Annotated in this window: 22 protein-coding genes; 16 read left to right on the forward strand and 6 right to left on the reverse strand. The window is 69.9% G+C overall.

Annotated elements, in window-relative coordinates; genetic code table 11:
• The first annotated feature begins 4 nt into the window (after nt 1–4).
• The 12 genes from cpaB to AC3WXD_RS15430 all read left to right on the forward strand — a co-directional run bounded on the left by cpaB (nt 5) and on the right by AC3WXD_RS15430 (nt 12226).
• On the forward strand, nt 5–856 hold the full coding sequence (cpaB, locus tag AC3WXD_RS15375; RefSeq protein WP_059410725.1) for a Flp pilus assembly protein CpaB: 852 nt from the start codon (nt 5–7) through the stop codon (nt 854–856).
• 68 nt (nt 857–924) lie between these two features.
• Nucleotides 925–2832 (forward strand): type II and III secretion system protein family protein, encoded by a 1908-nt coding sequence (locus AC3WXD_RS15380; protein WP_492324099.1) that lies wholly within the window; start codon nt 925–927, stop codon nt 2830–2832.
• A 14-nt stretch (nt 2833–2846) separates the two neighbouring features.
• Nucleotides 2847–3167 carry a hypothetical protein gene (locus tag AC3WXD_RS15385; protein ID WP_020204526.1) on the forward strand — a complete coding sequence of 107 codons (321 nt, stop codon included), beginning with the start codon at nt 2847–2849 and terminating at the stop codon, nt 3165–3167.
• A gap of 87 nt (nt 3168–3254) precedes the next feature.
• Nucleotides 3255–4466 (forward strand): CpaE/TadZ family protein, encoded by a 1212-nt coding sequence (locus AC3WXD_RS15390; RefSeq protein WP_020204525.1) that lies wholly within the window; start codon nt 3255–3257, stop codon nt 4464–4466.
• A 67-nt stretch (nt 4467–4533) separates the two neighbouring features.
• The gene (locus AC3WXD_RS15395) at nt 4534–5889 is read left to right on the forward strand and encodes a TadA family conjugal transfer-associated ATPase (protein ID WP_020204524.1); all 1356 of its coding nucleotides are present in this window, start codon (nt 4534–4536) and stop codon (nt 5887–5889) included.
• A 31-nt stretch (nt 5890–5920) separates the two neighbouring features.
• The gene (locus AC3WXD_RS15400; protein WP_020204523.1) at nt 5921–6895 is read left to right on the forward strand and encodes a type II secretion system F family protein; all 975 of its coding nucleotides are present in this window, start codon (nt 5921–5923) and stop codon (nt 6893–6895) included.
• Nucleotides 6896–6926: 31 nt separating this feature from the next.
• Complete coding sequence (locus AC3WXD_RS15405) at nt 6927–7883, forward strand: type II secretion system F family protein (RefSeq protein WP_492324100.1); 957 nt, start codon at nt 6927–6929, stop codon at nt 7881–7883.
• A 69-nt stretch (nt 7884–7952) separates the two neighbouring features.
• On the forward strand, nt 7953–8432 hold the full coding sequence (locus AC3WXD_RS15410) for a TadE/TadG family type IV pilus assembly protein (RefSeq protein ID WP_020204521.1): 480 nt from the start codon (nt 7953–7955) through the stop codon (nt 8430–8432).
• Nucleotides 8432–9070 (forward strand): TadE family protein, encoded by a 639-nt coding sequence (locus AC3WXD_RS15415; protein WP_020204520.1) that lies wholly within the window; start codon nt 8432–8434, stop codon nt 9068–9070. Before AC3WXD_RS15410 ends, AC3WXD_RS15415 begins: the two co-directional genes overlap by 1 nt.
• A gap of 34 nt (nt 9071–9104) precedes the next feature.
• Entirely contained in the window at nt 9105–10568 is a 1464-nt protein-coding gene (locus tag AC3WXD_RS15420; RefSeq protein ID WP_492324101.1) for a vWA domain-containing protein, read from the forward strand.
• A gap of 67 nt (nt 10569–10635) precedes the next feature.
• Nucleotides 10636–11316 carry a methyltransferase family protein gene (locus tag AC3WXD_RS15425; protein WP_020204518.1) on the forward strand — a complete coding sequence of 227 codons (681 nt, stop codon included), beginning with the start codon at nt 10636–10638 and terminating at the stop codon, nt 11314–11316.
• Between the two features lie 121 nt (nt 11317–11437).
• Entirely contained in the window at nt 11438–12226 is a 789-nt protein-coding gene (locus tag AC3WXD_RS15430; protein WP_020204517.1) for a metallophosphoesterase, read from the forward strand.
• 140 nt (nt 12227–12366) lie between these two features.
• Here AC3WXD_RS15430 and groL read toward each other — a convergent pair whose 3' ends face one another.
• On the reverse strand, nt 12367–14010 hold the full coding sequence (groL, locus tag AC3WXD_RS15435) for a chaperonin GroEL (RefSeq protein ID WP_059410720.1): 1644 nt from the start codon (nt 14008–14010) through the stop codon (nt 12367–12369).
• 38 nt (nt 14011–14048) lie between these two features.
• Entirely contained in the window at nt 14049–14339 is a 291-nt protein-coding gene (gene groES, locus AC3WXD_RS15440; protein ID WP_017225479.1) for a co-chaperone GroES, read from the reverse strand.
• A 337-nt stretch (nt 14340–14676) separates the two neighbouring features.
• Between groES and AC3WXD_RS15445 the strand changes: the two genes are divergently transcribed.
• Nucleotides 14677–15681: a zinc-dependent alcohol dehydrogenase family protein gene (locus tag AC3WXD_RS15445; protein WP_492324102.1), complete on the forward strand. Its 1005-nt coding sequence runs from the start codon at nt 14677–14679 to the stop codon at nt 15679–15681.
• Nucleotides 15682–15721: 40 nt separating this feature from the next.
• Here AC3WXD_RS15445 and AC3WXD_RS15450 read toward each other — a convergent pair whose 3' ends face one another.
• Nucleotides 15722–16009 carry a hypothetical protein gene (locus AC3WXD_RS15450; protein ID WP_492324103.1) on the reverse strand — a complete coding sequence of 96 codons (288 nt, stop codon included), beginning with the start codon at nt 16007–16009 and terminating at the stop codon, nt 15722–15724.
• A 333-nt stretch (nt 16010–16342) separates the two neighbouring features.
• Here AC3WXD_RS15450 and AC3WXD_RS15455 point away from each other — a divergent pair, with 333 nt between their 5' ends.
• Together AC3WXD_RS15455 and AC3WXD_RS15460 are read left to right on the forward strand one after the other, a co-directional pair.
• Nucleotides 16343–17059, forward strand: a complete 717-nt coding sequence (locus tag AC3WXD_RS15455; protein ID WP_492324104.1) for a hypothetical protein — start codon at nt 16343–16345, stop codon at nt 17057–17059.
• A 47-nt stretch (nt 17060–17106) separates the two neighbouring features.
• A complete protein-coding gene (locus tag AC3WXD_RS15460) occupies nt 17107–18048 on the forward strand; it encodes a GGDEF domain-containing protein (protein WP_020206764.1) in 942 nt (313 codons plus the stop codon).
• Here AC3WXD_RS15460 and AC3WXD_RS15465 read toward each other — a convergent pair.
• The 3 genes from AC3WXD_RS15465 to AC3WXD_RS15475 all read right to left on the reverse strand — a co-directional run bounded on the left by AC3WXD_RS15465 (nt 18045) and on the right by AC3WXD_RS15475 (nt 20150).
• A complete protein-coding gene (locus AC3WXD_RS15465; protein ID WP_492324105.1) occupies nt 18045–18953 on the reverse strand; it encodes a LysR family transcriptional regulator in 909 nt (302 codons plus the stop codon). The genes AC3WXD_RS15460 and AC3WXD_RS15465 overlap by 4 nt on opposite strands.
• 82 nt (nt 18954–19035) lie before the next feature.
• Entirely contained in the window at nt 19036–19716 is a 681-nt protein-coding gene (locus tag AC3WXD_RS15470) for a 2OG-Fe(II) oxygenase (RefSeq protein WP_492324106.1), read from the reverse strand.
• Nucleotides 19717–19865: 149 nt separating this feature from the next.
• Nucleotides 19866–20150 (reverse strand): winged helix-turn-helix domain-containing protein, encoded by a 285-nt coding sequence (locus AC3WXD_RS15475; protein WP_020206761.1) that lies wholly within the window; start codon nt 20148–20150, stop codon nt 19866–19868.
• A 620-nt stretch (nt 20151–20770) separates the two neighbouring features.
• Between AC3WXD_RS15475 and AC3WXD_RS15480 the strand changes: the two genes are divergently transcribed.
• Nucleotides 20771–22276, forward strand: a complete 1506-nt coding sequence (locus AC3WXD_RS15480) for an efflux transporter outer membrane subunit (protein WP_492324107.1) — start codon at nt 20771–20773, stop codon at nt 22274–22276.
• Nucleotides 22277–22310: the final 34 nt, after the last annotated feature.

Below are 22310 nucleotides of genomic sequence, written 5' to 3' on the forward strand. Positions count from 1 at the left end.
TCAAATGAGAAACGTACGCGCAATCGTGATGCTGCTGGTGGCGGCGCTGGCCGGGCTGGCGGCGGTGGTGCTGGCCTCGCGCTGGATGATGCAGCAGAGCTCGGGCAGCGTCACCAAGGTGGTGGTGGCCGGCACCGACATCAACCTCGGCCAGCGGCTCGCGCCCGAGTTCGTCAAGGTCGTGGACTGGCCGCGCGAGAGCCTGCCGCCCGGCGCGCTGACCGACCAGAAGCTGATCGACGGCCGCGTGACCAAGGCCAGCGTGATGCGCGGCGAGCCCATCCTCGAATCCAAGCTCACGCCCGTCGGCACGCGCGGCGGCCTCTCCGCCGTGATCGCCGAGGGCAAGCGCGCCATCACCGTGCGCGTCAACGACGTGGTGGGCGTGGCCGGCTTCGCGCTGCCGGGCAGCTTCGTCGACATCATCGTCAACACGCAGAAAGACCAGGCCAGGAGCGAGGGCGCCACGCAGAACGAGCAGTCGATCTCCAAGATCGTGCTCGAGAAGATCCTGGTGCTGGCCATCGCGCAGGAGGTCAACCGCGACGAGACCAAGCCCAAGGTGGTCAATGCCGTGACGCTGGAAGTCTCGCCGGAAGAAGCCGAGAAGCTCGACCTGGCGCGCAGCGTGGGCACGCTCTCGCTGGTGCTGCGCAATCAGGTCGACCCGCGCCCGGTCGACACCGCCGGCGCCACCAAGCGCAGCCTGCTCAACGAGCCCGTGCTCAAGGCCGCGGTGGCCCCGGCGCCGGTGGCCAAGGTGATACAGGTCGTGCAGCGACTGACCGAGAAGAAGATCGCCAGCAACTGCGTGGGCGTGATCAGCGGCATGCAGCAAAACCAGGAATGCTTCTAAGGCACGGACGCCGACGACGCCAGATGCCGGCCCCAGCCACTGGGGTCAACAACCGGGGGGAAAATCAAATGGACCGACACCATACCCAGGAGGGCAGCCCGCGCGGCCGCGCGCCGCGCAACGGCCCCTCACGCCTGAACCTGACCGCGCTCGCCGTGCTGTCGATGACCTGCGTCTGGCTGGGCAGCGAGCAGGCCCGGGCCGCCGATGCCGCGGCCGCCGGCACCGCCGGCGCGACGGGGAATGCGGGCGCGGCGGGCGCCGCCCAGGCACAGGCCGCGCAGGCAGCACAAGCTGCGCCGCAGGCGATGAAGCTCGCCGCCAACGGTCCGATCCAGCTCACCATCGGCGCGGCCAGCGTACCGCCGCCGCCGAGCGATGCCGGCGTCAGCCGCGGGCCCAATTGCATGGGCGCGGCGCGCGAGCCGCAGCAGATCGCGGTGCCGGTGGGCAAGTCGCGCATGCTGCCGCTGCCCGAGCCGGTGCGCACGCGCACGCTGGGCAATCCCGGCGTGGTGCAGGCCATGCTGGTGTCGCCGCAGACGCTCTACCTGCTCGGCCTGGATGTCGGCACCACCAACATGATCGTGCAAGGCAAGAGCGGCAACTGCACGGTCATCGACGTGACGGTCGGCGCCGACCCCGGCGGCCTGCAGTCGACCCTGCACGACCTGCTGCCCGGCGCGCGCGGCGTGCGCGTGTCCGCCGCCGCCGACAGCCTGGTGCTGACCGGCAACGTGCCGGACTCCACCGTGGCCCAGATGGTGATCGACATCGCCAACGCCTTTGTCGTGCGCCAGACGCGCGGCCCCCTGCAGGCGCCGCCGCAAGGCTTCGGCGCGCCCGGCCAGCCCATGCTGGCCATGAACGGCATGCCGATGGGCGGCATGGGCATGGGCATGGCCGGCACCGGCAACGCCGGCGGACAGCCGCTGCGCAGCCAGCGCATCATCAACATGATGACGGTGGATTCGCCGCAGCAGGTGATGCTCGAAGTGAAGGTGGCCGAGGTGTCCAAGACGCTGATCGACCAGCTCGGCGCCGCGTCCAACCTCAACGGCGCCTTCGGCAGCTGGAGCTTCGGCCTGCTGGCCAACTTCCTCTCGGGCGGCGCGGGCGTGATCACCGGCATCAAGCACAACAACCTGCCGTTCAACTTCCAGGTCGACGCGCAGAAGGGCGACAGCCTGGTCAAGGTGCTGGCCGAGCCCAACCTGATGGCGATCAGCGGGCAGGAGGCGAGCTTCCTGGCCGGCGGCAAGGTCTTCATCCCGGTGCCGCAGGCCTCCAGCGCGGGCGGCACCACCATCACGCTGCAGGAAGAGACCTTCGGCGTCGGCCTGCGCTTCACGCCGACGGTGCTGGCCAACGGCCGCATCAACCTGAAGGTGGCGCCCGAGGTGTCCGAGCTGTCGCCCACCGGCGTCGCGCTCTCGGCGCCCAACCTGAGCGGCAGCACCATCCTGCCGCTGATCACCACACGCCGCGCGTCCACCACGCTGCAGGTGATGGACGGACAGAGCTTCGCCATCGGCGGCCTGATCAAGAGCAACGTCACGGGCAGCCTCAAGGCCCTGCCGGGCGCCGGCGAACTGCCGATCCTCGGCAACCTGTTCCGCAGCACCAACTTCCAGCAGGACAAGAGCGAGCTGCTGTTCGTGGTCACGCCGCGCCTGGTCAAGCCGCTGCCGGCCAACTACCCGATGCCGACCGACTCCTTCGGCAGGCCCACCCCGGGCGAGGTCTTCATCAACGGCAACATGGAAGGCCATCCGGACGTGGTCATGCCGCCGAGAGCGCCCGCCGGCGCGCCGCTGCCGGCGCCGGTCAGCGCGCCGGCCGCGCCGATGGCGCCCGCCCCGGCCGCGCCCACCACCAGCAAGGACCCGATGGCGGGCCCGCGCGACAGCGCCGACGCGGCCGCGCCGGCGCCGACCATCGCCGGCACGGCAACGCCTGCCGATGCCGCGCAATGAACAGGGGAAACATCATGGACATCCGCACACTCGCCGCCCGCTGCGCGCGGCTCGCCCTGGCCGCCGCCGCCGCGGGCGCGGCCGCCGGACTGGCCGGCTGCATGACCACCACGCCGGTGTACGACGCCCACTTCGGCGAAGCCGTGCGCATCGTGCGCGCCATGCAGACGCTCAATCCCGATGCCTCGCTGAACGCGGACCCCGTCACCGGCGTCGACGCGCGCAGCGCCACCTTCGCGATGGACCGCTACAACACGTCGTTCCGCAATCCGCCCGCGGACACGAATGCGTACGCGATCGGCGTCGGCACTTCGTCCGCTTCGTCGGCGCCCTGACCCGATGGCGGCACGCGGTGACATGCGGCGGCCCGCTGCAACGCCGCCGCGGGCCGCCAGGCACAACACAATCTGGGAGAAACAGTGATGGCAAAGCTCATTCTGGTCTCGGCCGACGAGGCGCGGGCCCGGCAGATGTCTTCGATGGCCGGCCAGGCCGCCACGCAAAGGCAGTTGCAGCTGGTCTGCGCCGACCCGGAGAAGGCACTCGGCATGGCCGGGCTGATCCATCCCTCCGACTTCCTGATCCTGCAGGCCGACGACTTCAGCGCCGACGTGCTGGAACGCCTGCGCCAGCGCTTCCCGGAGCCCGGCGACGTGCCCTGCATCCTGGTCACGCCGTCGCCGTCGGCCGAGCTGCTGATGCGCGCCATGCGCATGGGCATCCGCAGCGTGCTGCGCTGGCCGCTGGACCCGCGCGAGTTCAACGGGGAACTGGAGCGGCTCGCGGTCAAGCCGCTCAACGGCAGCCACGCCGAGGCGCGCACCTTCACCTTTGCCTCCTGCAAGGGCGGCAGCGGCACCACCTTCGTCGCCGCCAACTTCGGCTACGCCATCGCCGCCCGGCGCGGCAAGCGCGTGCTGCTGGTGGACCTGGTGCAGCAGTTCGGCGACGGCGCCTTCCTGGTCACGGACAAGGCGCCGCCGGCCACGCTCGCGGACATCTGCCAGCAGGTCGAGCGCCTCGACCTGGCGCTGCTCGATGCCTGCATCACGCATGCGCACCCGAACTTCGACGTGATCGCCGGCGCGGGCGATCCGGTCAAGGCGGGCGACATCAAGTCCGCCCACCTGGAAAACATCCTCGACCTGGTGCGCCCGGCCTACGACGTGATCCTCTTCGACATCGGCCAGGACATCAACCCGTCCTCGATCATGGTGCTGGACCACAGCGACACCATCTACCCGGTGCTGCAGCTGAGCCTGCCCTACCTGCGCGCGGGCCGCGGCCTGATGGAGATCTTCCGCTCGCTGGGCTACCCCGCCGACCGCCTGCACCTGGTGATCAACGAGTTCGAGAAGCACTCGCCGGTGAGCGTGCGCACGCTGGAAGAAACGCTGGGCGGCAAGGTCGCGCACATCCTGCCGTCCGACCTCAAACCGGCCCGCGACGCCAGCAACCAGGGCGTGCCGGTGCTGCAGCTCGCCGAGCGCAGCCCGATCGCGCGCGCGCTGGCGCAGATGGTGGACGCGGTGTTCCCGGACACCGCGAAGCAGGAGGACGGCCTGCTGCGCAAGCTGCTCGGCCACGGCAGGGAACGCGCCGGGCAGGCCATGCCGGTGGAGCGGCACGCCTGAACGGATCGCGGCGACGGCCGCCCCGGCAACCCAGATACCGGCGCGCGACGCGCCACGGAGAAACGAGATGTCACTGCGCGAACAACTCTACGAGAAGGCCGGCGAAACGGTGGCCGAGCGCGTCGGCCCCGCCGCCCCCACCGCGAACGCCGCCTACCAGCAGCTCAAGATGGAAATCCACGAAGCCATCATCGAGCGCGTGGAACTGGAAAAGCTGCAGCGCCTCGCGCCCGACCAGGTGCGCCGCGAGCTGGCCCTGCTGGTCGAGCGCATCATCGACGAGCGCAACATCCCGATCAACGAGAGCGAGCGCAAGCGCCTGGTGTCGGACGTGCGCGACGAGATGCTCGGCTTCGGCCCGCTCGAGCCGCTGCTGACCGACCCGACCGTCTCCGACATCCTGGTCAACACCTTCAGGCAGGTCTACGTGGAGCGGCGCGGCAAGCTCGAGCTGACCGACGTGACCTTCCGCGACGACGCGCACCTGATGAAGGTCATCGACAAGATGGTGTCGCGCGTGGGCCGGCGCATCGACGAGTCGAGCCCGATGGTGGACGCGCGCCTGCCCGACGGCTCGCGCGTCAACGCCATCATCCCGCCCTCGGCGGTGGACGGCCCGCTGCTCTCGATCCGGCGCTTCTCGGTCAATCCGCTGATGGTCAAGGACCTGGTGGAGCTGCAGACGCTCACGCCGCCGATGGCGCAGCTGATCGAGGCGATGGTCAAGGCCAAGCTGAACATCCTGATCTCGGGCGGCACCGGCAGCGGCAAGACCACCATGCTCAACATCCTGTCGGGCTTCATCCCGGCCAGCGAGCGCATCGTCACCATCGAGGACGCGGCCGAACTCCAGATGCGGCAGAACCACGTGCTGCGCCTGGAGACGCGCCCGCCCAACATCGAAGGCCGCGGCGAGATCACCCAGCGCGCGCTGGTGAAGAACGCGCTGCGCATGCGCCCCGACCGCATCATCCTCGGCGAAGTGCGCGGCGCCGAGGCGCTCGACATGCTGCACGCGATGAACACCGGCCACGAAGGCTCGCTCGCCACCATCCACGCCAACACCCCGCGCGACGCGCTGACCCGGCTCGAGAACATGATCAGCATGGCGGGCCTGTCGCTGCCGCCGCGCACCATGCGCCAGCAGATCACCTCGGCCATCACCGTGATGCTGCAGGTCTCGCGCCTGACCGACGGCCGCCGCAAGCTGATGAGCGTGCAGGAGATCACCGGCATGGAGAGCGACGTGGTCAACATGCAGGAGATCTTCACCTTCAAGCGCACCGGCGTGGACGCCGAGGGCCGCGTGAAGGGACACTTCTGCGCCACCGGCGTGCGGCCGCACTTCTGCGAGCGCCTGCAGGCCTTTGGCGTGAACGTGCCGGAACGGCTGTTCGAGCCCTCGATGCGCTTCGAGGTATGAGCCGCGCGCGCACCGTCCAGGAGATCACGCCATGAACCAGACCTTCGCGGCCTTCGGCCTCTCGCTCTTCATCGCCATCGTGCTGGCGGTGGTGGCCGGCTACCAGTGGTGGCAGAGCAAGCACAGCGCCGGCGCGCGGCGCCTGGGGCGCCGCGTGCGCGCGGCGGTCCAGGCCGGCTGGCAGGAGCAGTCGTCGTCCATCATGAAGGAGCGCGCCCTGAGCAGCTCGGCGTCGTTCGCCAGCCTGCTGCGCCTGCTGCCGCGCATCCACGCGCTCGACCGGCTGCTGATGCAGTCGGGGCTCAACTGGACGGTGTCGACGTTTCTCTGCTTCAACCTGCTGCCCGCGCTGGCGATCTGCGCGTTCGGCATGCTGATGGGCCTTCCCGCCCCGGCGGTGGGCATCGCCGCCCTGTGCTCGACGGCGGCGCCGCTCTGGTTTGTGCTCCGGCGCCGCAGTCGCCGCCTCCAGCTGATCGAGACGCAGCTTCCGGAAGGCGCCGACCTGATCAGCCGCGCGCTGCGCGCCGGGCACTCTTTCTCCAGCGCGCTGGACATGGCCGGCGACGAGCTGCCCGATCCGCTGGGCGCGGAGTTCCGCCTGACCTTCGACGAGCTGAACTTCGGCGCGTCCATGCACGACGCGCTCAACAACATGGCCGCGCGCGCCCCGCTGCCCGACCTGCGCTACCTGGTGATCGCCGTGCTGATCCAGCGCGAGTCCGGCGGCAACCTGGCGGAGATTCTCGGCAACGTCGCCCGCATCATCCGCGAGCGCATGAAGCTGCTGGGGCAGGTGCGGGTGCTCTCGGCCGAAGGGCGCTTCTCCGGAATCATCCTGGCCGTGCTGCCGTTCGCGCTGGCCGGGGCCATGTACCTGCTCAACCCCACGTTCCTGGATCCGCTCGCCAACGATCCCATCGGGCCGTGGATCGTGGGATATGCCGTGCTGCTGATGCTGCTGGGCCTGCTGTGGATGCGCAAGATCGTGCGCATCCACATGTAGCCGCCGCCAGAAGAACCGGGAGAGACACATCATGCCAATCGAGCAAATCCTGATCCTGATCCTCGCCTTCGTGGTGGCGTTCGGCGTGACGCTGGCCGCCATGATGCTGTTCCAGCCCGACATCCTGCGGCGCCGCATCTCGCAGGTGAGCAAGTCGGCCGCGGGCGCGGACAGCGTGCCCTCGGTGCTCCAGGACGACTGGATGCGCAAGCTGGAACGGCTGTCCAGGCCGCTGGCCAGGCTCGCCCTGCCCAAGGAAGGCTGGGAATCCTCCACCATCCGCATCCGTTTCATGAATGCGGGCTGGCGCAGCCCGTCGGCGATCGCGGTCTACTTCGCCGCCAAGACCGTGCTGGCGGTGGCATTCCCGCTGCTGGTGCTGGTGCTCACGCGCGGCGTGGTCAGCGAGGACAACCCGCGCCTGCTGCCGGCGGCGCTGCTGGCCGCCGCCATCGCCGGCTTCTACCTGCCGGACCTGGTCCTGCGCCGGCGCATCCGCGTGCGCAAGCAGGCGATCTTCGAAGCGTTCCCCGACACGCTCGACCTGATCACGGTCTGCGTCGAGGCCGGGCTGGCGCTCGACGCCGCGCTGCTCAAGGTCGTCGAGGAATTCCGCGGCGAGAACAGCGCCCTCGGCGAAGAGCTCGAGCTGCTGGTGCTGGAACTGCGCGCCGGCCTGTCGCGCGAAAAGGCCCTGCGCAACTTCGCGCTGCGCACCGGCGTGGAGGACATCGACATGCTGGTCAGCATGCTGATCCAGGCCGACCGCTTCGGCACCAGCGTGGCCGACTCGCTGCGCGTGCATGCCGACACGCTGCGCACCAAGCGGCGCCAGCGCGCCGAGGAATGCGCGGCCAAGATCGCCGTCAAGCTGCTGTTTCCGCTGACGCTGTTCATCCTGCCGTCGCTGTTCGTGGTGCTGCTCGGCTCGCCGGCCATCCAGTTCTACCGCTCGCTGATCCCGTTCATGATGGGCAACAACCAATAGGCAACCCGGGCCGCGCGGCGACACAGCGGGCGCGCCAGGCGGGCACAACCCAGGACAGGAGGACCTACCATGCAACCTTCGGCCATCTTCGGGCGGCTGCGCCAGCGCGGCGCCAGCGCCGTCGAATTCGCGCTGGTGGCGCCCGTGTTCTTCCTGGTGTTCTTCTCCATCATCGACTTCAGCATGATGATGTTCGCCAACCTCGCCATGCAGAACGCCGTGCGCGAGGGCGCGCGCTTCGCCATCACCGGCCAGAACACCCTCGATCCGGCCAACGCCGCCCAGCAGCGCTACCAGGCCGTGCTGGCCAGGATCCACGACGCCTCGCTGGGCATCTACGACATGTCGAACGCGACCGTGACCACCTGGGTCAACGGCAGCTCGCAGGCCAGCGGCAACACGATGTTCGGCGGCGCGGGCGACCTCGTGGTGATCCAGGTCAACTGCGCCTGGCCGCTGGTCACGCCGATGGTGGCCGCGTTCTTCTCCTCCACGGGCGGCAAGTACACGTTCAGCGTGGCCGCCACCATGCGCAACGAGGCCTTCTGATGAACCGCATCCGCCCCCTTCCGCGCAGGCGCGCCGCGCGCGGCATCGCCAGCATCGAGTTCGCCATCCTGCTGCCGATCTTCATCTTCCTCACGCTGCCGGTGATCGACTTCGCGCGCGCCATCCAGGCCAACCTGATCCTCGTCAACCTGACGCGCGAGGGCGCCAGCCTCGCCTCGCGCAGCGCCTCCTATACGCCGCAGGACATCATGGTCGCGCTGGCGCAGACCACGCCGCCGCTGAAGATGAGCCAGCGCGGCATGATCTACATCACCAAGATCATGGGCGACAACGAGTGCAACAAGAGCGGCTCGAACTGTGCCGTGCGCAACATCGTGCTCGAGCAGTACCGCTGGGCCGGGGGCTGGTCGCTCGGCGGCTCGGCGCCGGACAGCAAGGTGTGGAATTGCGGCGGCGGCACCGGCCAGTGGCAGAACGACGGCAGCTGCGGCGGCATGCCCGCCGGCGGCAGCACGTCGCCCACGGCGAACGCCATGACGGGCCTTCTCACCGACGGCCAGATCGCCTACGTGGTCGAGTCCTACTACAACTTCGACATGCTGTTCAAGGGGCTGACCATCGGATTGCTCAGGATGCCGGACATCGGCCCCAACCTGTATTCGGTCACGTCATTCTGACTGCCGCCGCGAGACCACGACGCAAGGAGCCGCCATGAGAAGCCCCGCAACGACACTGCGAACCGCGCGCGCGCCGGGCACCGGCAGGCAGCGCGGCCAGATCACCCTGATCGCCGCCATGACGATGATCGGCCTGCTCGGCGCGGCCGGGCTCGCGGTCGACGCGGGCATGGCCTACGTGACCAAGGCCAAGCTCAACGCCGCGGTGGACTCCGCCGCGGTCGCGGCGGCCCGCGCCGTCACCAACGGCACCACGCAGTCCGACCAGGCGGCCGCGGCACGGCAGGCGGCGCAGGATTTCTTCGACGCCAACTTCCCGAGCGGCTACCTGCAGGCCGTGCCGGCGATGGCCACGCCGAGCGTGCTGTTCGACACCCCGACCTCGGGCGCGGTCACCATCAACGTCTCGGCGTCGGCCACCATGCCGCTCACGCTGATGAAGGTGCTCGGCTTCAACAACGTGGCGGTCGCCACGACGGCCCAGTCGATCCGCCGGGATCTCGACCTGATCTTCGTGATCGACGCGTCGGGTTCGATGTCGCCCGTGTGGAGCACGGTCAAGTCCAACGCCAACAGCTTCCTCGACCAGTTCAGCCCGTCGTCGGACCGCGTCGGACTCGTGCATTTCGCCTCGGGCGGCCTGTCCGACATCCCGATCAGCACCACCACCCGGGGCTTCAACCGCCCCAACATGCAGAACACCATCAGCAATCTGGCCAACGGCGGCAACACCAACTACGCCGAGGCGCTCTACCAGGCGCGCGCGCAGCTCGACAGCATCACCAGCAACCGCTCCAGCCTGCGCGTGGTGGTGTTCTTCTCCGACGGCCAGCCCAACACGCTGTCGGCCAGCTACAAGATGGGCACGGTCACGACCACCGCCGTCACCACCAACTGCAACCGCAACTGCACGACCACCACCACGACCAGCGCGCCGGTGCCCACCAACACGGTATGCGCCGGCGGCATCACGGCCACCTCGCCCGGCAGCAGCCTCAGCGGGTTCTACGTCATCTCGCAGCAGAACACCAGGATGTCCGGCGCCTGCGCCAGCCTCAGCACGACCACCACCACCGGCGACACCAACAACGGCCGCCGCAACGGCACGGTGACGACGACGGTGACGCAGCCGATGGCGATGCCGCAGTGGTACAACGCGCACAACGCCGCCGACCAGCAATACGCGATCTACCCCACCAGCGTGCCGTACACCGTCACGTCGGCCTATTCGGCGCAGAACGTCTACTACGCGGCCACCAACGTGCCCATCGAAATGGCCTCCTACCTGCGCGACAACAACGTCTACATCTTCACGCTCGGGCTGGACGGCAACGGCGGCTTCGACGAGGGCCTGCTCAAGAACATGGCCAACACCACCGACGCGCCGCTCTACAACAAGAACCAGACCTCCGGCGTGTACTGCTACGCCAAGACCATCGACAACCTGAAGCCCTGCTTCTCGAAACTGGCGTCGGAGATCCTGCGGATCTCCAGATAGGCAGCACACAGCGCGCATCGACGCGCACCGAAGCACACCGAGGCACACACGACACGCCGGAGGCATCATGATCGACAGCAAGTCCATCCCACTCGCACGCGCGCTCGCGCGCGACCCGCTGCCGCCGCTGCTGCGCCTTCGCGACGCGGCGCTGGAAGCCTGCCTGCGGGGCAGCACCGCCTTCCTGCTGGGGATGTTCGCCTTCGCTGCGATCAAGCAGTGGATGGCCGACCCGACCCGCGTCACGCTGCTGCTCATGGTGGTGGCGGAGTGCCTGACGCTCGGCCTGTCGCTGGTGGTGCGCGCGCCGGCGCGGCGCGACTGGAATCCCGTTGCCGTGCTGTGCTCGCTTGCCGGCACCTACTACTTCCTCGCCTTCCAGCTCGCGCCCGGCACGCGGGTCGTGCCGGAGGCGATCGGCGCCGGCCTCCAGATCGCCGGGCTGGGGTGGCAGATCTTCGCAAAGGCGTCGCTGCGCTATTCGTTCGGCATACTGCCGGCCAACCGCGGCATCGTCTCGAGGGGAGCCTACCGGTTCGTGCGGCACCCGATCTATCTCGGCTACTTCGTGACCGACATCGGCTTCCTGCTGGCCAACTTCGGCATGCAGAACCTCCTGGTGTTTGCCGGGCAATTCCTGCTCCAGGGTATCCGGATCATCCGCGAGGAGAAGCTCCTGTCCGACGATCCCGCATACCGCAGCTACAAGAGTAACGTGCGCTCCCGCATGATTCCCCGCGTCTTCTGAGCGCGGCGCGTCAAACAGGCTGGCCCGGCATGCGGCCGCGCTTGACCGCGGCCGCCCTTTTCTGAAGAATCCATGCGGATACGCGCGCCCCGCCCCGGCGCGCGCACGGCATGGAGACAGCATGAAGATCCGCATCCTCAGCGACCTGCACCTCGAGCACGACTTCCCCGCAGCCATGCCCGCCTGCCCCGCCGACCTGGTGGTGCTGGCCGGCGACATCGCCAACGGCCGCACCGGCGTGGACTGGGCCGCCGACGCCTTTGCCCAGCCGGTGGTCTACGTGCCGGGCAACCACGAATACTACGAGAGCTCATTCGACGCGGCCGACGCCGCCATGACCGACGCCGCGCGGGCCTCGGCGAACGTGCATGTGCTCAACGGCGCGGTGGCGTACTTCGACGGCGCCGGCGGCGAGCGGGTGCGCGTGATCGGCACGACCTGGTGGAGCGACTACGCGCTGTTCGGCACCGGCCGGCGCGAGGAGGCGATGCTGGCCTGCGCGGCCCGCATGGTGGACCACCGCCTGATCGAGACCGACGGGGACGACGGCCAGCGGCGGCGCTTCACCACGGCCGACGCGCTGGCGCTGCACGAGTCGGCCAGCGCCTGGCTGGCGGCGCAGCTCGCCGCGCCGTTCGGTGGCAAGACCGTGGTGGTGACGCACCACGCGCCCGACCTCGGCAGCCTGGACCCGCGCTATTCGCACGACGTGGTGTCCGCCGGTTTCATCTCGCGCCGCCCGGACCTGGTCGCCCAGGCCGACCTGTGGGTCCACGGCCATACGCACACGGGCTTCGACTACCGGCTCGACGGCGCGCGCGTGGTGTGCAACCCGCGCGGCTACGTGCGCCGCCAGACCGGCGAGCCGGAGAACCCCGCCTTCGACTGGTGCTTCACGGTGGAGATCTGAGCGTCCGCGCGAGTCCGGGCCAATCCACGTAAGACGCCGCCGCCAAAGACAAAAACCCCCGCCGGCTCGCGCCAGCGGGGGTTTTTGCTACTGCGGGTAATGCGGGTAAAGCAGGCTGCCTGTGCGGCGGGCCGGCAGATTTACATCATGCCGTCCATGCCGCCCATGCCACCCATGCCGCCCGGCATTGCCGGAGCCGACTCGTCCTTCGGCAGTTCTGCCACGGCGCAGTCGGTGGTCAGCATCAGCGAAGCGACCGAAGCGGCGTTCTGCAGCGCGGTGCGCGTCACCTTGGTCGGGTCCAGCACGCCCATTTCCACCAGATCACCGTACTCGCCGGTGGCGGCGTTGTAGCCGTAGTTGCCCTTGCCTTCGATGACCTTGGCCACCACGACCGAGGCTTCTTCGCCGGCGTTCAGGACGATCTGGCGCAGCGGCTCTTCCATCGCGCGCAGCACGATCTTGATGCCGGCGTTCTGGTCGGCGTTGTCGCCGGTCAGGTTGGCGATGGCAGCGCGGGCGCGCAGCAGGGCCACGCCGCCGCCGGGGACAATGCCTTCTTCCACGGCTGCGCGGGTCGCGTGCAGTGCATCTTCCACGCGGGCCTTCTTTTCCTTCATTTCGACTTCGGTGGCTGCGCCGACCTTGATCACGGCAACACCGCCGGCCAGCTTGGCCACGCGCTCTTGCAGCTTTTCACGGTCGTAGTCCGAGGTCGCTTCTTCGATCTGGGCGCGGATCTGCTTGACGCGCGCTTCGATCGAGGCTGCGTCGCCGGCGCCGTCGATGATGATGGTGTTTTCCTTGCCGATCTCGATGCGCTTGGCTTGACCCAGTTCCTGCAGGGTCGCCTTTTCCAGCGTCAGGCCGATTTCCTCGGCGATCACGGCGCCGCCGGTCAGGATGGCGATGTCTTCCAGCATGGCCTTGCGGCGGTCGCCAAAGCCCGGAGCCTTGACGGCGGCGGTCTTCAGGATGCCACGGATGTTGTTCACCACCAGGGTCGCCAGGGCTTCGCCTTCGACGTCTTCAGCGATGATCAGCAGCGGGCGGCCCGACTTGGCCACTTGTTCCAGCACCGGCAGCAGGTCGCGGATGTTCGAGATCTTCTTGTCGAACAGCAGGACGAACGGGTTGTCGAGGGCGACAACCTGCTTTTCCGGGTTGTTGATGAAGTACGGCGACAGGTAGCCGCGGTCGAACTGCATGCCTTCCACGACTTCCAGCTCGTCGGCCAGCGACTTGCCGTCTTCGACGGTGATCACGCCTTCCTTGCCGACCTTGTCCATCGCTTCCGCGATCAGCTTGCCGATCACTTCGTCGCTGTTGGCGGAGATCGAGCCGACTTGCGCGATTTCCTTGCTGGTGGTGGTGTTCTTGGTCAGCTTCTTCAGCTCTTCGACCGCGTTCAGCACGGCCTTGTCGATGCCGCGCTTCAGGTCCATCGGGTTCATGCCGGCGGCAACGTACTTCATGCCTTCGCGCACGATCGACTGGGCCAGCACGGTCGCGGTGGTGGTGCCGTCACCGGCGTTGTCGCTGGTCTTGGAAGCCACTTCCTTGACCATCTGCGCGCCCATGTTCTGCAGCTTGTCCTTCAGCTCGATTTCCTTGGCCACGGACACGCCGTCCTTGGTCACGGTCGGGCCGCCGAAGCTGCGCTCCAGCACGACGTTGCGACCCTTCGGGCCCAGCGTCACCTTCACTGCGTTGGCGAGAATGTTCACGCCTTCGACCATCTTGGCGCGGGCGGCGTCGCCGAACACTACGTCTTTAGCTGCCATGTTCTGAATCTCCTAAATCTGTACGGATGGGGGCGTGATTACTTGTTCACCACGGCCATGATGTCTTCTTCGCGCATGACCAGCAGTTCCTGGCCATCCACCTTCACGGCCTGGCCGGCATACTTGCCGAACAGCACGCGGTCACCCACCTTGACGTCGAGCGCGATCGAAGCACCCTTGTCATCCTTCTTGCCGGGGCCCACGGCCAGCACTTCACCTTGATCAGGCTTTTCGGCAGCATTGTCGGGAATCACGATGCCGGAAGCGGTCTTGGTTTCATTGTCCAGACGCTTGACGATCACGCGGTCGTGCAAAGGACGCAGATTCATACGGACTCCTTGGTACAAAAAGTGATTTTACGTTCACAAAACTGGCCGCTTTGGCTAGCTGCCAGCAGAATCGGAAGGCTGAGAGAGCGCTGTTAGCACTCTAACCCAACGAGTGCTAATTATAGGGACGGGGGTTTACGTTTTCAAGTCAGCGACTTGATACGTGTTTACCCTTGGATCGCGCGAATTTGTTGGCCGGCCACGCCGGCGCCGCCACCGAGGGCGCTGCCGCACGCATGCAGATCTGCATGGACGGGATGCCGATAAGTTGATTTATCTTCATCTGGGCATGCACAAGAATGGGACATCCACCACGACATTGCCAACGGAGTCCCCCATGTCCCAAGCCACCATGCAGGCCCTGGTCGCCGAGCGCGCCAACGCGCCGTTCCGGGTTGCCAGCCTGCCCAGGCCGCAGGCCGGCCCCGGCGAGGTGCTGGTCCGCATCCTCGCCAGCGGCGTCAACCCGCTCGACACCAAGATCCGCGCCGGCAACGCCGCGCATGCGCGCCAGCCGCTGCCGGCCGTGCTCGGCCTCGACCTGGCCGGCGTGGTGGAGGCGGTCGGGCCGGGCGTGACCCGCTTCGCGCCCGGCGACGAGGTCTACGGCATGACCGGCGGCGTGGGCGGCGTGCAGGGCTCGCTGGCGGAGTATGCCGCGGTCGACGCCGACCTGCTCGCGCGCAAGCCGGCCCGGCTCTCGATGCGCGAGGCGGCCGCGCTGCCGCTGGTGTTCATCACCGCGTGGGAGGGGCTGGTGGACCGGGCCGGCGTCCAGCCCGGGCAGACGGTGCTGGTGCACGGCGGCGCCGGCGGCGTGGGGCATGTCGCGGTGCAGATCGCCCGCGCCGCCGGCGCGCGGGTCCATGCCACCGGCTCGGCCGCCAGCCGGGACATCATCGAAGGTTATGGCGCGACCGCGATCGACTTCGCCGCCGTCACGGTCGAGCAGTATGTCGGCCAGTACACCGGCGGCGACGGCTTCGACGTGGTCTACGACACGGTCGGCGGCAAGGTGCTGGACGACGCCTTCCTCGCCGCGCGCCCCTGCGGCGGCCACGTGGTGAGCTGCCTCGGCTGGGGCACGCACAGCCTGGCGCCGCTGTCGCTGCGCGCCGCGACGTACTCGGGCGTCTTCACGCTGCTCCCGCTGCTGACCGGCCGCGGCCGCGCGCGCCACGGCGCGATCCTGCGCGAGGCGGCGCGCCTGGCCGACGCCGGCAAGCTCGCCGTGCGCGTCGACCCGCGGCGCTTCGGCCTGGACGACGCCACCGAGGCGCACCGCGCCATCGAGACCGGCACGGCGCGGGGCAAGCTCGTGGTGGAAATCGCGCGGCGCTAACGCGCGCCGGCCGCCGCGGAGGTGGCGCGCGGCGCGCGAGTCAAAACGGGGAACAAAGGCGGATAACCGGCCCATTTCCCGTGAGTCGGAATCGGATCATGGGAATTCCCTGTTTTTGGTTCGTCATTTTCATGGAAAACCCTTTAAGAAAAATTAAGACAAATCTCATCAAATAAACAGGGATCGGACGATGCCGCACCGGCGCCCTGTCAACCGCCTTCGACGCCTTCATCATCCAGACGCGGAAATTCCCCCCGTATTTCCAGCGCATCGCCGCCTCCGCCCGACGACTGCCGCGCAGGCAACGGCCGTCTTCCGGCATCGTCATCGTTTAAGAACAATCCCAATTTCGCGCGCCGTATTTCTCGCGCCGGTCGCCGCCGCGCCACCGATGCCGCATAAAAACAAATCGCTTTACTCTTCGCCGCCATCCCCATCTAATTGAGAGCGGCGCGCGGATATTCCGGCGCCGTCACTGTTTACCGGCCTGGATTGCCGGTTCAGCCGCGAATGCCGCCGGCAAATCCCATGCGGAGCCCCACCGCGTGCCGCCCAGTCAAGATCGGAGGAGATTCATGGCACGCCCAGTCCCACGCCCAATGCTTGTCCGCGACGCCAGTGCCGCGCAAGCTGCCGCCAGCCGGCGCGCATGGCCGCGGCCATGACCGGACGCGGCCACGGCGCCCGCGACCGGCGCAGTTCGCGCCGCGCGCCGGCCGTGCTCGGCGCGGCGCGGCACGATGCGCTGCAGGCGCTGGCGAACGCCGGCATCGGCGTGGCCGGCGCCAGGCTCGCCTGCCTGCTGGGCCGCCACGTCACGCTGTCGATCCCGCGCATCGGCGTGGCCGACCCGGAGCGGCTCAAGGAGGAAATCGAGCGGCGGCTCGGCGCCATGCCCGGCATGGTGGCCTTCCGCCAGAGCTTCCGCGCGGACATCGCCGGCGAGAGCCTGGTGTTCTTCGCGCGCGACGGCGCGCGCGAACTCTGCGAGGCGCTCTACGGGCGCCAGGACCTGGCCGGCGAGAGCGGCGAGAGCGGCGAGAGCGGCGAGTGCGGCGAGTGCGGCCAAGGCGGCGGGACCGCGCTGCGCGGCCTGCTGCCCGAAGTGGCGAACGTGCTCGCGGGCGCGTGCGTCTGCGCCCTGCTCGGGCAGCTCGGCCGCGTGCCGGCCTTCTCCGTGCCGCGCGAGACCGACGCGGCGCAGATCGTCGGCGCCATCGCCAGGTCGGGCAATCCGGCCGCGGGCAGCGCGCTGCTGCTCGACCTGCACGTCCGCATCGAGGACCGCCGCTTCCGGGCCTGCCTGGCCGCGCTGCTGGCGCGCAGCGCGTTCGGGCGGCTGTGCGCGGCGCTCGACGCGACCCTCGACAGCCTGTAGCACGGCGGCATCCGCCCGCAGCATCGGCAACGCCCGGAGCCCCCGACATGCCTCTCGAACCGTCCCAGCAGGCGCGCCTGCACGAACTGGCGCTGGCGCGCATGGGCTGCGGCGTGTTCGTGGTGGACCGCGAGCACCGCATCGCGCTGTGGAACCACTTCATGGCGGACCGCAGCGGCGTGAGCGCGGAGGCCGCGCTGGGCCAGCGGCTGCTCGGCCTGTTTCCCGAGCTGCCCGCGGCGTGGCTGCGGCGCACGCTCGAATCGGTGTTCCTGCTGAAGATCAGCGCGTTCACCTCGTGGGAGCACCGGCCCTACCTGTTCCGCTTCCCGCACGACCTGCCGGTCACGTGCGACTTCGAATGGATGCGGCAGGACTGCGAGTTCCTGCCGCTCATGGAAGGCGACGAGGTCATCGCCGTGTGCGTGACCATCCTCGACGCGACCGAGCTCGCCATCGCGCAGCGCGCGCGCGACGAGGCCGTCGACGCGCTGCGCGAGGCGTCGATCCGCGACGCGCTGACCGGGCTCTACAACCGCCGCTATATCGAAGACCGCCTGCAGGAGGAATTCCACCGCTGGCGCAAGTCCGGCCGCGCGCTCTCCGTGCTGATCTTCGACCTGGACCACTTCAAGCGCATCAACGACGACCACGGCCACCCGGGCGGCGACGCGGTGCTCAAGGCGGTGGCGCAGCGGGTCGCCGCCTGCCTGCGCGACCGCGACGTCGTGGCCCGCTACGGCGGCGAGGAATTCGCCGTGCTGTTGCCGAACACGGCGTTTGCCGACGCCATCGCGGTGGCGGAGCGGATCCGCGGCGCCATCCGCGCGGAGACGGTGCGCTACGCCGGCCACGCCATCGCCGTCAGCGCGAGCGTGGGCGTGGCGCAGGCCTGCCACGCGACCGCCAGCGCGGACCAGCTCGTGCACCAGGCCGACGAGGCGCTCTACCGCGCCAAGGCGGCCGGCCGCAACCGGGTGGCCTTCTAGCCGGCGGGAGGGATGGAAGGAGGGGCGGCAGGATCGGCACCGGGCGGCGCGCCGCCATCGCCAAGCTGCTCGAACACGGCGTCGAGGAACGCGCGCAGCCGGCCCTGCCGGCGCAGGTCGCGGTGGTAGCCCACCCACACGTCGCGGCCCGGCGCCGGCTCGCCCAGGTCGACCGCCCGCAGGCCGCCGACGCGCTCGGCCAGCAGGCACGGCAGCACCGCCAGCCCGGCGCCGGCCGCGCACAGCCGGGCCTGCGCCTCGCGGCTGTTGCTGCCGAACGCCACCCTGGCCGCGGGCAGCAGCCGGCGCATCCAGGCCACGTCCGGCAGGTCGGCGAAGCCGGTGTCGAGCGTCAGCAGCGCGTGGCCCTCGCCACCGCCCGCGCGCGGCGGCGCCACGCCGGGCGCCGCGTAGAGCGCGTATTCCATGCGCATGAGCTTGCGCTGCACCACGTCGGCCTCGTCGAAGGCGCGGATGCGGAACACCAGGTCGGCCTCGCGCCGCGCCAGGCTGAACAGGCGCGCGTCCGTCACCAGTTCCACCGCCACGCGCGGATGCGCGCGGATGAAGCCGGCGATCACCGGCGTGAGCATGTGCACGCCGAACCAGTCCGACGACGAGACGCGCAGCATGCCGTCGAGCTCCCGCCCGCGCCCGGAAAGCTGGCGCGCGAAGGCCAGCGCCTCTTCCTCCATGCGCTCCGCGTGCGCGAACACGGCGGCGCCCTCGGCGGTCAGCACGAAGCCGTCGCTGGTGCGCTGGAACAGCGTCTGCCCGAGCGCCTGCTCCAGCGCCCTGAGCCGGCGTCCCATCGTCGGCTGGGTCTGCCCGATCGCGCGCGCGGCGCCGCCCAGGCTGCCGGCCCGCGCGATCGCGAGGAAGATCCTGATGTCGCTCCACTCCATCCGCCTGCACTCCCCGGTCGAATCGAAAAGCCGGACGCCGCGCACCGACGGCGGCGGCGACGGGCGCCTCACGCCCAGCGGGCTAGGCCGCGTCGGTGCGGAACCAGCCGGTGAGCGCCCAGCGCGTGCGCCGGCACGGCAGCACCTCGTGCGGGATCAGGTCGCTGCGGAACACCGCCAGCCGCGCCAGGCGCGGCAGCACGCGGTGCGGCGCGGCGCCGGGGGCGCCGGGGGCGCTATCGGGCGCGCTGTCGGACGCGCTGTCGGACGCATTCTCGGCCACGTCGCCGCACGCATCGTCGGGCGGGTAGATCGCCAGCTCGCCGCCGTCGTGCTCGCCCCACTCCGCATTCAGATAGAGCACCAGCGAGATCTGGCGGTCGCGCATGGCGCGGTGCTGGTCGAGGTGCTTCTTGTATGCGGTGCCGGCCGGATAGTGCGAGAAGTGGAATTCCTCGCGCCGCAGGCCGAGGAAGTAGCGGGCGTTGAGCGCCCGGCGGAATCCCTCGGCCCAGGCCTGGAACTCGCGCACGGCCGGGCCGGCCGGGGCGTCGTCGAGCCACAGGATCGCGTCGCCGCGGATGCCCGGCTCGCGCGTCGTGCCCTCGCCCCGGCCCACCCGCGCCGGATGGAACAGCCCGGCCTCCCAGGCCGCGCGGCTCTCGCCGTGCAGGCGGGTCGCCAGCGCGCGGCCGATCAGGTCGTCGGAGACCGCCCAGCCTTGCGCTTCAAGGTCGGCAAACAGGTTTTCCAGCTCGGACATGGACAAGGGGATGCAGGAATGGATGGGATGAGGCGGGCGGCGCAAGGCGGCACCGCCGGGGCGAAGCCGGCCGGAGCGGCGCGACCGCGCGACCGCGCCGGGCAGGCGCCACCGCCGGCGGCGATTATACGGCGCGCCGCCGCGCCGGCCTACATGCCGCCGCTGTCGAGATATTCCAGCGCCATGCGCACCGCGCGGCGCGCCTTGAGCGCGTAGACGACCTGGCGGTCGCGGATGATCAGGGCCAGCACGTCGGCCTGCGTCATCTCGCGGAAGTGGTGGCTGGCACGCGCCAGGTTCAGCCCGGCCACGCTGGCCAGGTCGCTGGCGGGCATGCCCGCGTCGCCCGCCTCCAGCAGCGCGCGGCAGATGGCGGCGCGCGCCGGCACGGTCAGCAGCGCATAGGTGAGTGTGCTTTCTTGATCGGTCTCCATAACCCCGCCTTCCCGCTGGTCGTCCGGTTCGTCGCTGCGCGCCGGCCGGCGGCCCGCCCGACACCTACTTTCTACGCGGCGGCCCAGGCAAAAGCAACCTGCCGGCGCGCGCCGCCGCACAATTACACAAGATTACAACAGCCCTGCGCGCGCGCCCGGACGGGCCGCGTCAGACCGCGCGGCAAGACAATGCGCGTGGCGAATGGTTCCTGCCAGCCGCGCGCAGCGCGGCGCTGCCGCACCGCACAAGCCCCCGCCCGCTGCAAGATGCCGTAACAGGGCCGCGAACCGGCGTCGCGGCCCCGGCGCCCGGTGTCGTGCACGCGGCACATCGCGGCGGCGGCATGCCGCGGGCGGCGCGCAACGCCGTAAACCAATGAAATATTCGGTAATGCGCGGCGCGTTTCACCGCGCCGCGCGCGGCACTATCCTTGCGATAAGCAACTTCGCGGCGCCCCGCGGGCGGCGCGCATCCGTCCATGCCCGACGGCATCCCGGTCCCCCGCCGCCGTGCCGCCGTGTCCCCGGGCGAGACACACCGCGAAGCGTTGCAGGACAGTGCAAAAAACCGGCATCACCCATGAAGGCTCGTCCATGACGCCCGACCGTCTACCCCGCCCATGAAGACAGCGCGCCCGCTTGCGCCGCGCAAGCTCTGCATCGCCCTGGCCTGCGCCTGGCTGGCCGGCTGCGCCGTCGGCCCCGACTACCAGCGCCCGCCGGCCGACGCGCCGGCCGCCTACCGCGAGGCCACGCCGCCCGACCACCAGTGGAAGATCGCCGAGCCGCGGCCGGTGGACCTGGACCACGACTGGTGGAGCGGCTTCGACGATGCCCGCCTGAACCAACTGGTGGCGCAGGCCAACGCGGCCAACCAGACCCTGCGCCAGGCCGAGGCGCAATACCGGCAGGCGCGCGCGCTGGCGCAGGCGGCGCGCGCCGGCCTGTTCCCGACGCTGGGCGCCGGCGCCTCGGTGGGCCGCGCGCGCAGCAGCACGCTGGGCATGGCGTCGGTGTCCAACACGCATTCGGCCAGCCTGGACGCCAGCTGGGAAGTCGACCTGTGGGGCCAGGTGCGGCGCACCATCGAAGCCGCGCGGGACAACTCGCAGGCCAGCGCCGCGGATCTGGCCGCGGCCCGACTGACCATCCAGGGCGAGCTGGTGCAGGACTACGTGCAGCTGCGCGTGACCGACGTGCTCAAGGCGCTGTTCGCGCGCACGCTGACCGCCTACGAGGCATCGCTCAAGCTCACCCAGAGCCAGTTCCGCGCCGGCGTGGCCACCTCGGGCGACGTCGCGCTGGCGCAGGTCACGCTGGAATCGGCGCGCGCGCAGGCGATCGACCTGGACGTGCAGCGCACCCAGCTCGAGCACGCCATCGCCGTGCTGGTCGGGCGCGCGCCGGCCGAGTTCTCGCTGCCGCCGGCCGAGTTCGCCATGCGCCCGCTGGCGGTGCCGCCGGGGCTGCCCTCGGCGCTGCTCGAGCGCCGCCCCGACATCGCCGCGGCCGAGCGCCGCATGGCCGCGGCCAACGCCAACATCGGCGTGGCGCGCGCGGCGTACTTCCCTTCGCTGGTGCTGTCGGCCGTGGGCGGCGGCAGCAGCAGCAGCCTCGCCGACTGGTTCGGCCCGCCCGGGCGCGTGTGGTCGCTCGGTGCGGCGCTGGCCGGCACCATCTTCGACGGCGGCCTGCGCAACGCGCAGAACGACCAGGCCGTGGCCGCCTACGACGGCGCCGCGGCCGTCTACCGCCAGACCGTGCTCGGCGGCATGCAGGAAGTGGAGGACAACCTCTCCGCGCTGCGCGTGCTCGACGACGAAGTGGTGGTGCAGGACCGCGCGGTGGAAGCCGCGCGCACCGCCGAGCGCGTGAGCCTGGCGCAGTACCGCGCCGGCACGACGTCTTACCTGACGGTGGTAACGGCACAGGCCCTTTCGCTGTCCAATGAACGTAGCGCGATCCAGGTGCGCGGCCGCGAGCTGGCCGCCAGCGTGGGGCTGATCAAGGCGATCGGCGGCGGCTGGAGCAGCGATGCGCTGGCCCGGGCCGATGGCACGGGCGCGAGCGGCGGCGACAGTACCACCGGCGCCACCCCGCCCTCGCCCGCCCCGGCCCACCCCTGATTTGCATCGGCAGACTTACTTTCCAAGGCATTCC

The organism is Cupriavidus sp. FW216-B1, from assembly GCF_058789195.1.

Coding starts and splice junctions, on each gene's coding strand:
- cpaB (WP_059410725.1), top strand. CDS start 5: ATGAGAAACGTACGCGCAATCGTGATGCTGCTGGTGGCGGCGCTGGCC.
- AC3WXD_RS15380 (WP_492324099.1), top strand. CDS start 925: ATGGACCGACACCATACCCAGGAGGGCAGCCCGCGCGGCCGCGCGCCG.
- AC3WXD_RS15385 (WP_020204526.1), top strand. CDS start 2,847: ATGGACATCCGCACACTCGCCGCCCGCTGCGCGCGGCTCGCCCTGGCC.
- AC3WXD_RS15390 (WP_020204525.1), top strand. CDS start 3,255: ATGGCAAAGCTCATTCTGGTCTCGGCCGACGAGGCGCGGGCCCGGCAG.
- AC3WXD_RS15395 (WP_020204524.1), top strand. CDS start 4,534: ATGTCACTGCGCGAACAACTCTACGAGAAGGCCGGCGAAACGGTGGCC.
- AC3WXD_RS15400 (WP_020204523.1), top strand. CDS start 5,921: ATGAACCAGACCTTCGCGGCCTTCGGCCTCTCGCTCTTCATCGCCATC.
- AC3WXD_RS15405 (WP_492324100.1), top strand. CDS start 6,927: ATGCCAATCGAGCAAATCCTGATCCTGATCCTCGCCTTCGTGGTGGCG.
- AC3WXD_RS15410 (WP_020204521.1), top strand. CDS start 7,953: ATGCAACCTTCGGCCATCTTCGGGCGGCTGCGCCAGCGCGGCGCCAGC.
- AC3WXD_RS15415 (WP_020204520.1), top strand. CDS start 8,432: ATGAACCGCATCCGCCCCCTTCCGCGCAGGCGCGCCGCGCGCGGCATC.
- AC3WXD_RS15420 (WP_492324101.1), top strand. CDS start 9,105: ATGAGAAGCCCCGCAACGACACTGCGAACCGCGCGCGCGCCGGGCACC.
- AC3WXD_RS15425 (WP_020204518.1), top strand. CDS start 10,636: ATGATCGACAGCAAGTCCATCCCACTCGCACGCGCGCTCGCGCGCGAC.
- AC3WXD_RS15430 (WP_020204517.1), top strand. CDS start 11,438: ATGAAGATCCGCATCCTCAGCGACCTGCACCTCGAGCACGACTTCCCC.
- groL (WP_059410720.1), bottom strand. CDS start 14,010: ATGGCAGCTAAAGACGTAGTGTTCGGCGACGCCGCCCGCGCCAAGATG.
- groES (WP_017225479.1), bottom strand. CDS start 14,339: ATGAATCTGCGTCCTTTGCACGACCGCGTGATCGTCAAGCGTCTGGAC.
- AC3WXD_RS15445 (WP_492324102.1), top strand. CDS start 14,677: ATGTCCCAAGCCACCATGCAGGCCCTGGTCGCCGAGCGCGCCAACGCG.
- AC3WXD_RS15450 (WP_492324103.1), bottom strand. CDS start 16,009: ATGACGATGCCGGAAGACGGCCGTTGCCTGCGCGGCAGTCGTCGGGCG.
- AC3WXD_RS15455 (WP_492324104.1), top strand. CDS start 16,343: ATGACCGGACGCGGCCACGGCGCCCGCGACCGGCGCAGTTCGCGCCGC.
- AC3WXD_RS15460 (WP_020206764.1), top strand. CDS start 17,107: ATGCCTCTCGAACCGTCCCAGCAGGCGCGCCTGCACGAACTGGCGCTG.
- AC3WXD_RS15465 (WP_492324105.1), bottom strand. CDS start 18,953: ATGGAGTGGAGCGACATCAGGATCTTCCTCGCGATCGCGCGGGCCGGC.
- AC3WXD_RS15470 (WP_492324106.1), bottom strand. CDS start 19,716: ATGTCCGAGCTGGAAAACCTGTTTGCCGACCTTGAAGCGCAAGGCTGG.
- AC3WXD_RS15475 (WP_020206761.1), bottom strand. CDS start 20,150: ATGGAGACCGATCAAGAAAGCACACTCACCTATGCGCTGCTGACCGTG.
- AC3WXD_RS15480 (WP_492324107.1), top strand. CDS start 20,771: ATGAAGACAGCGCGCCCGCTTGCGCCGCGCAAGCTCTGCATCGCCCTG.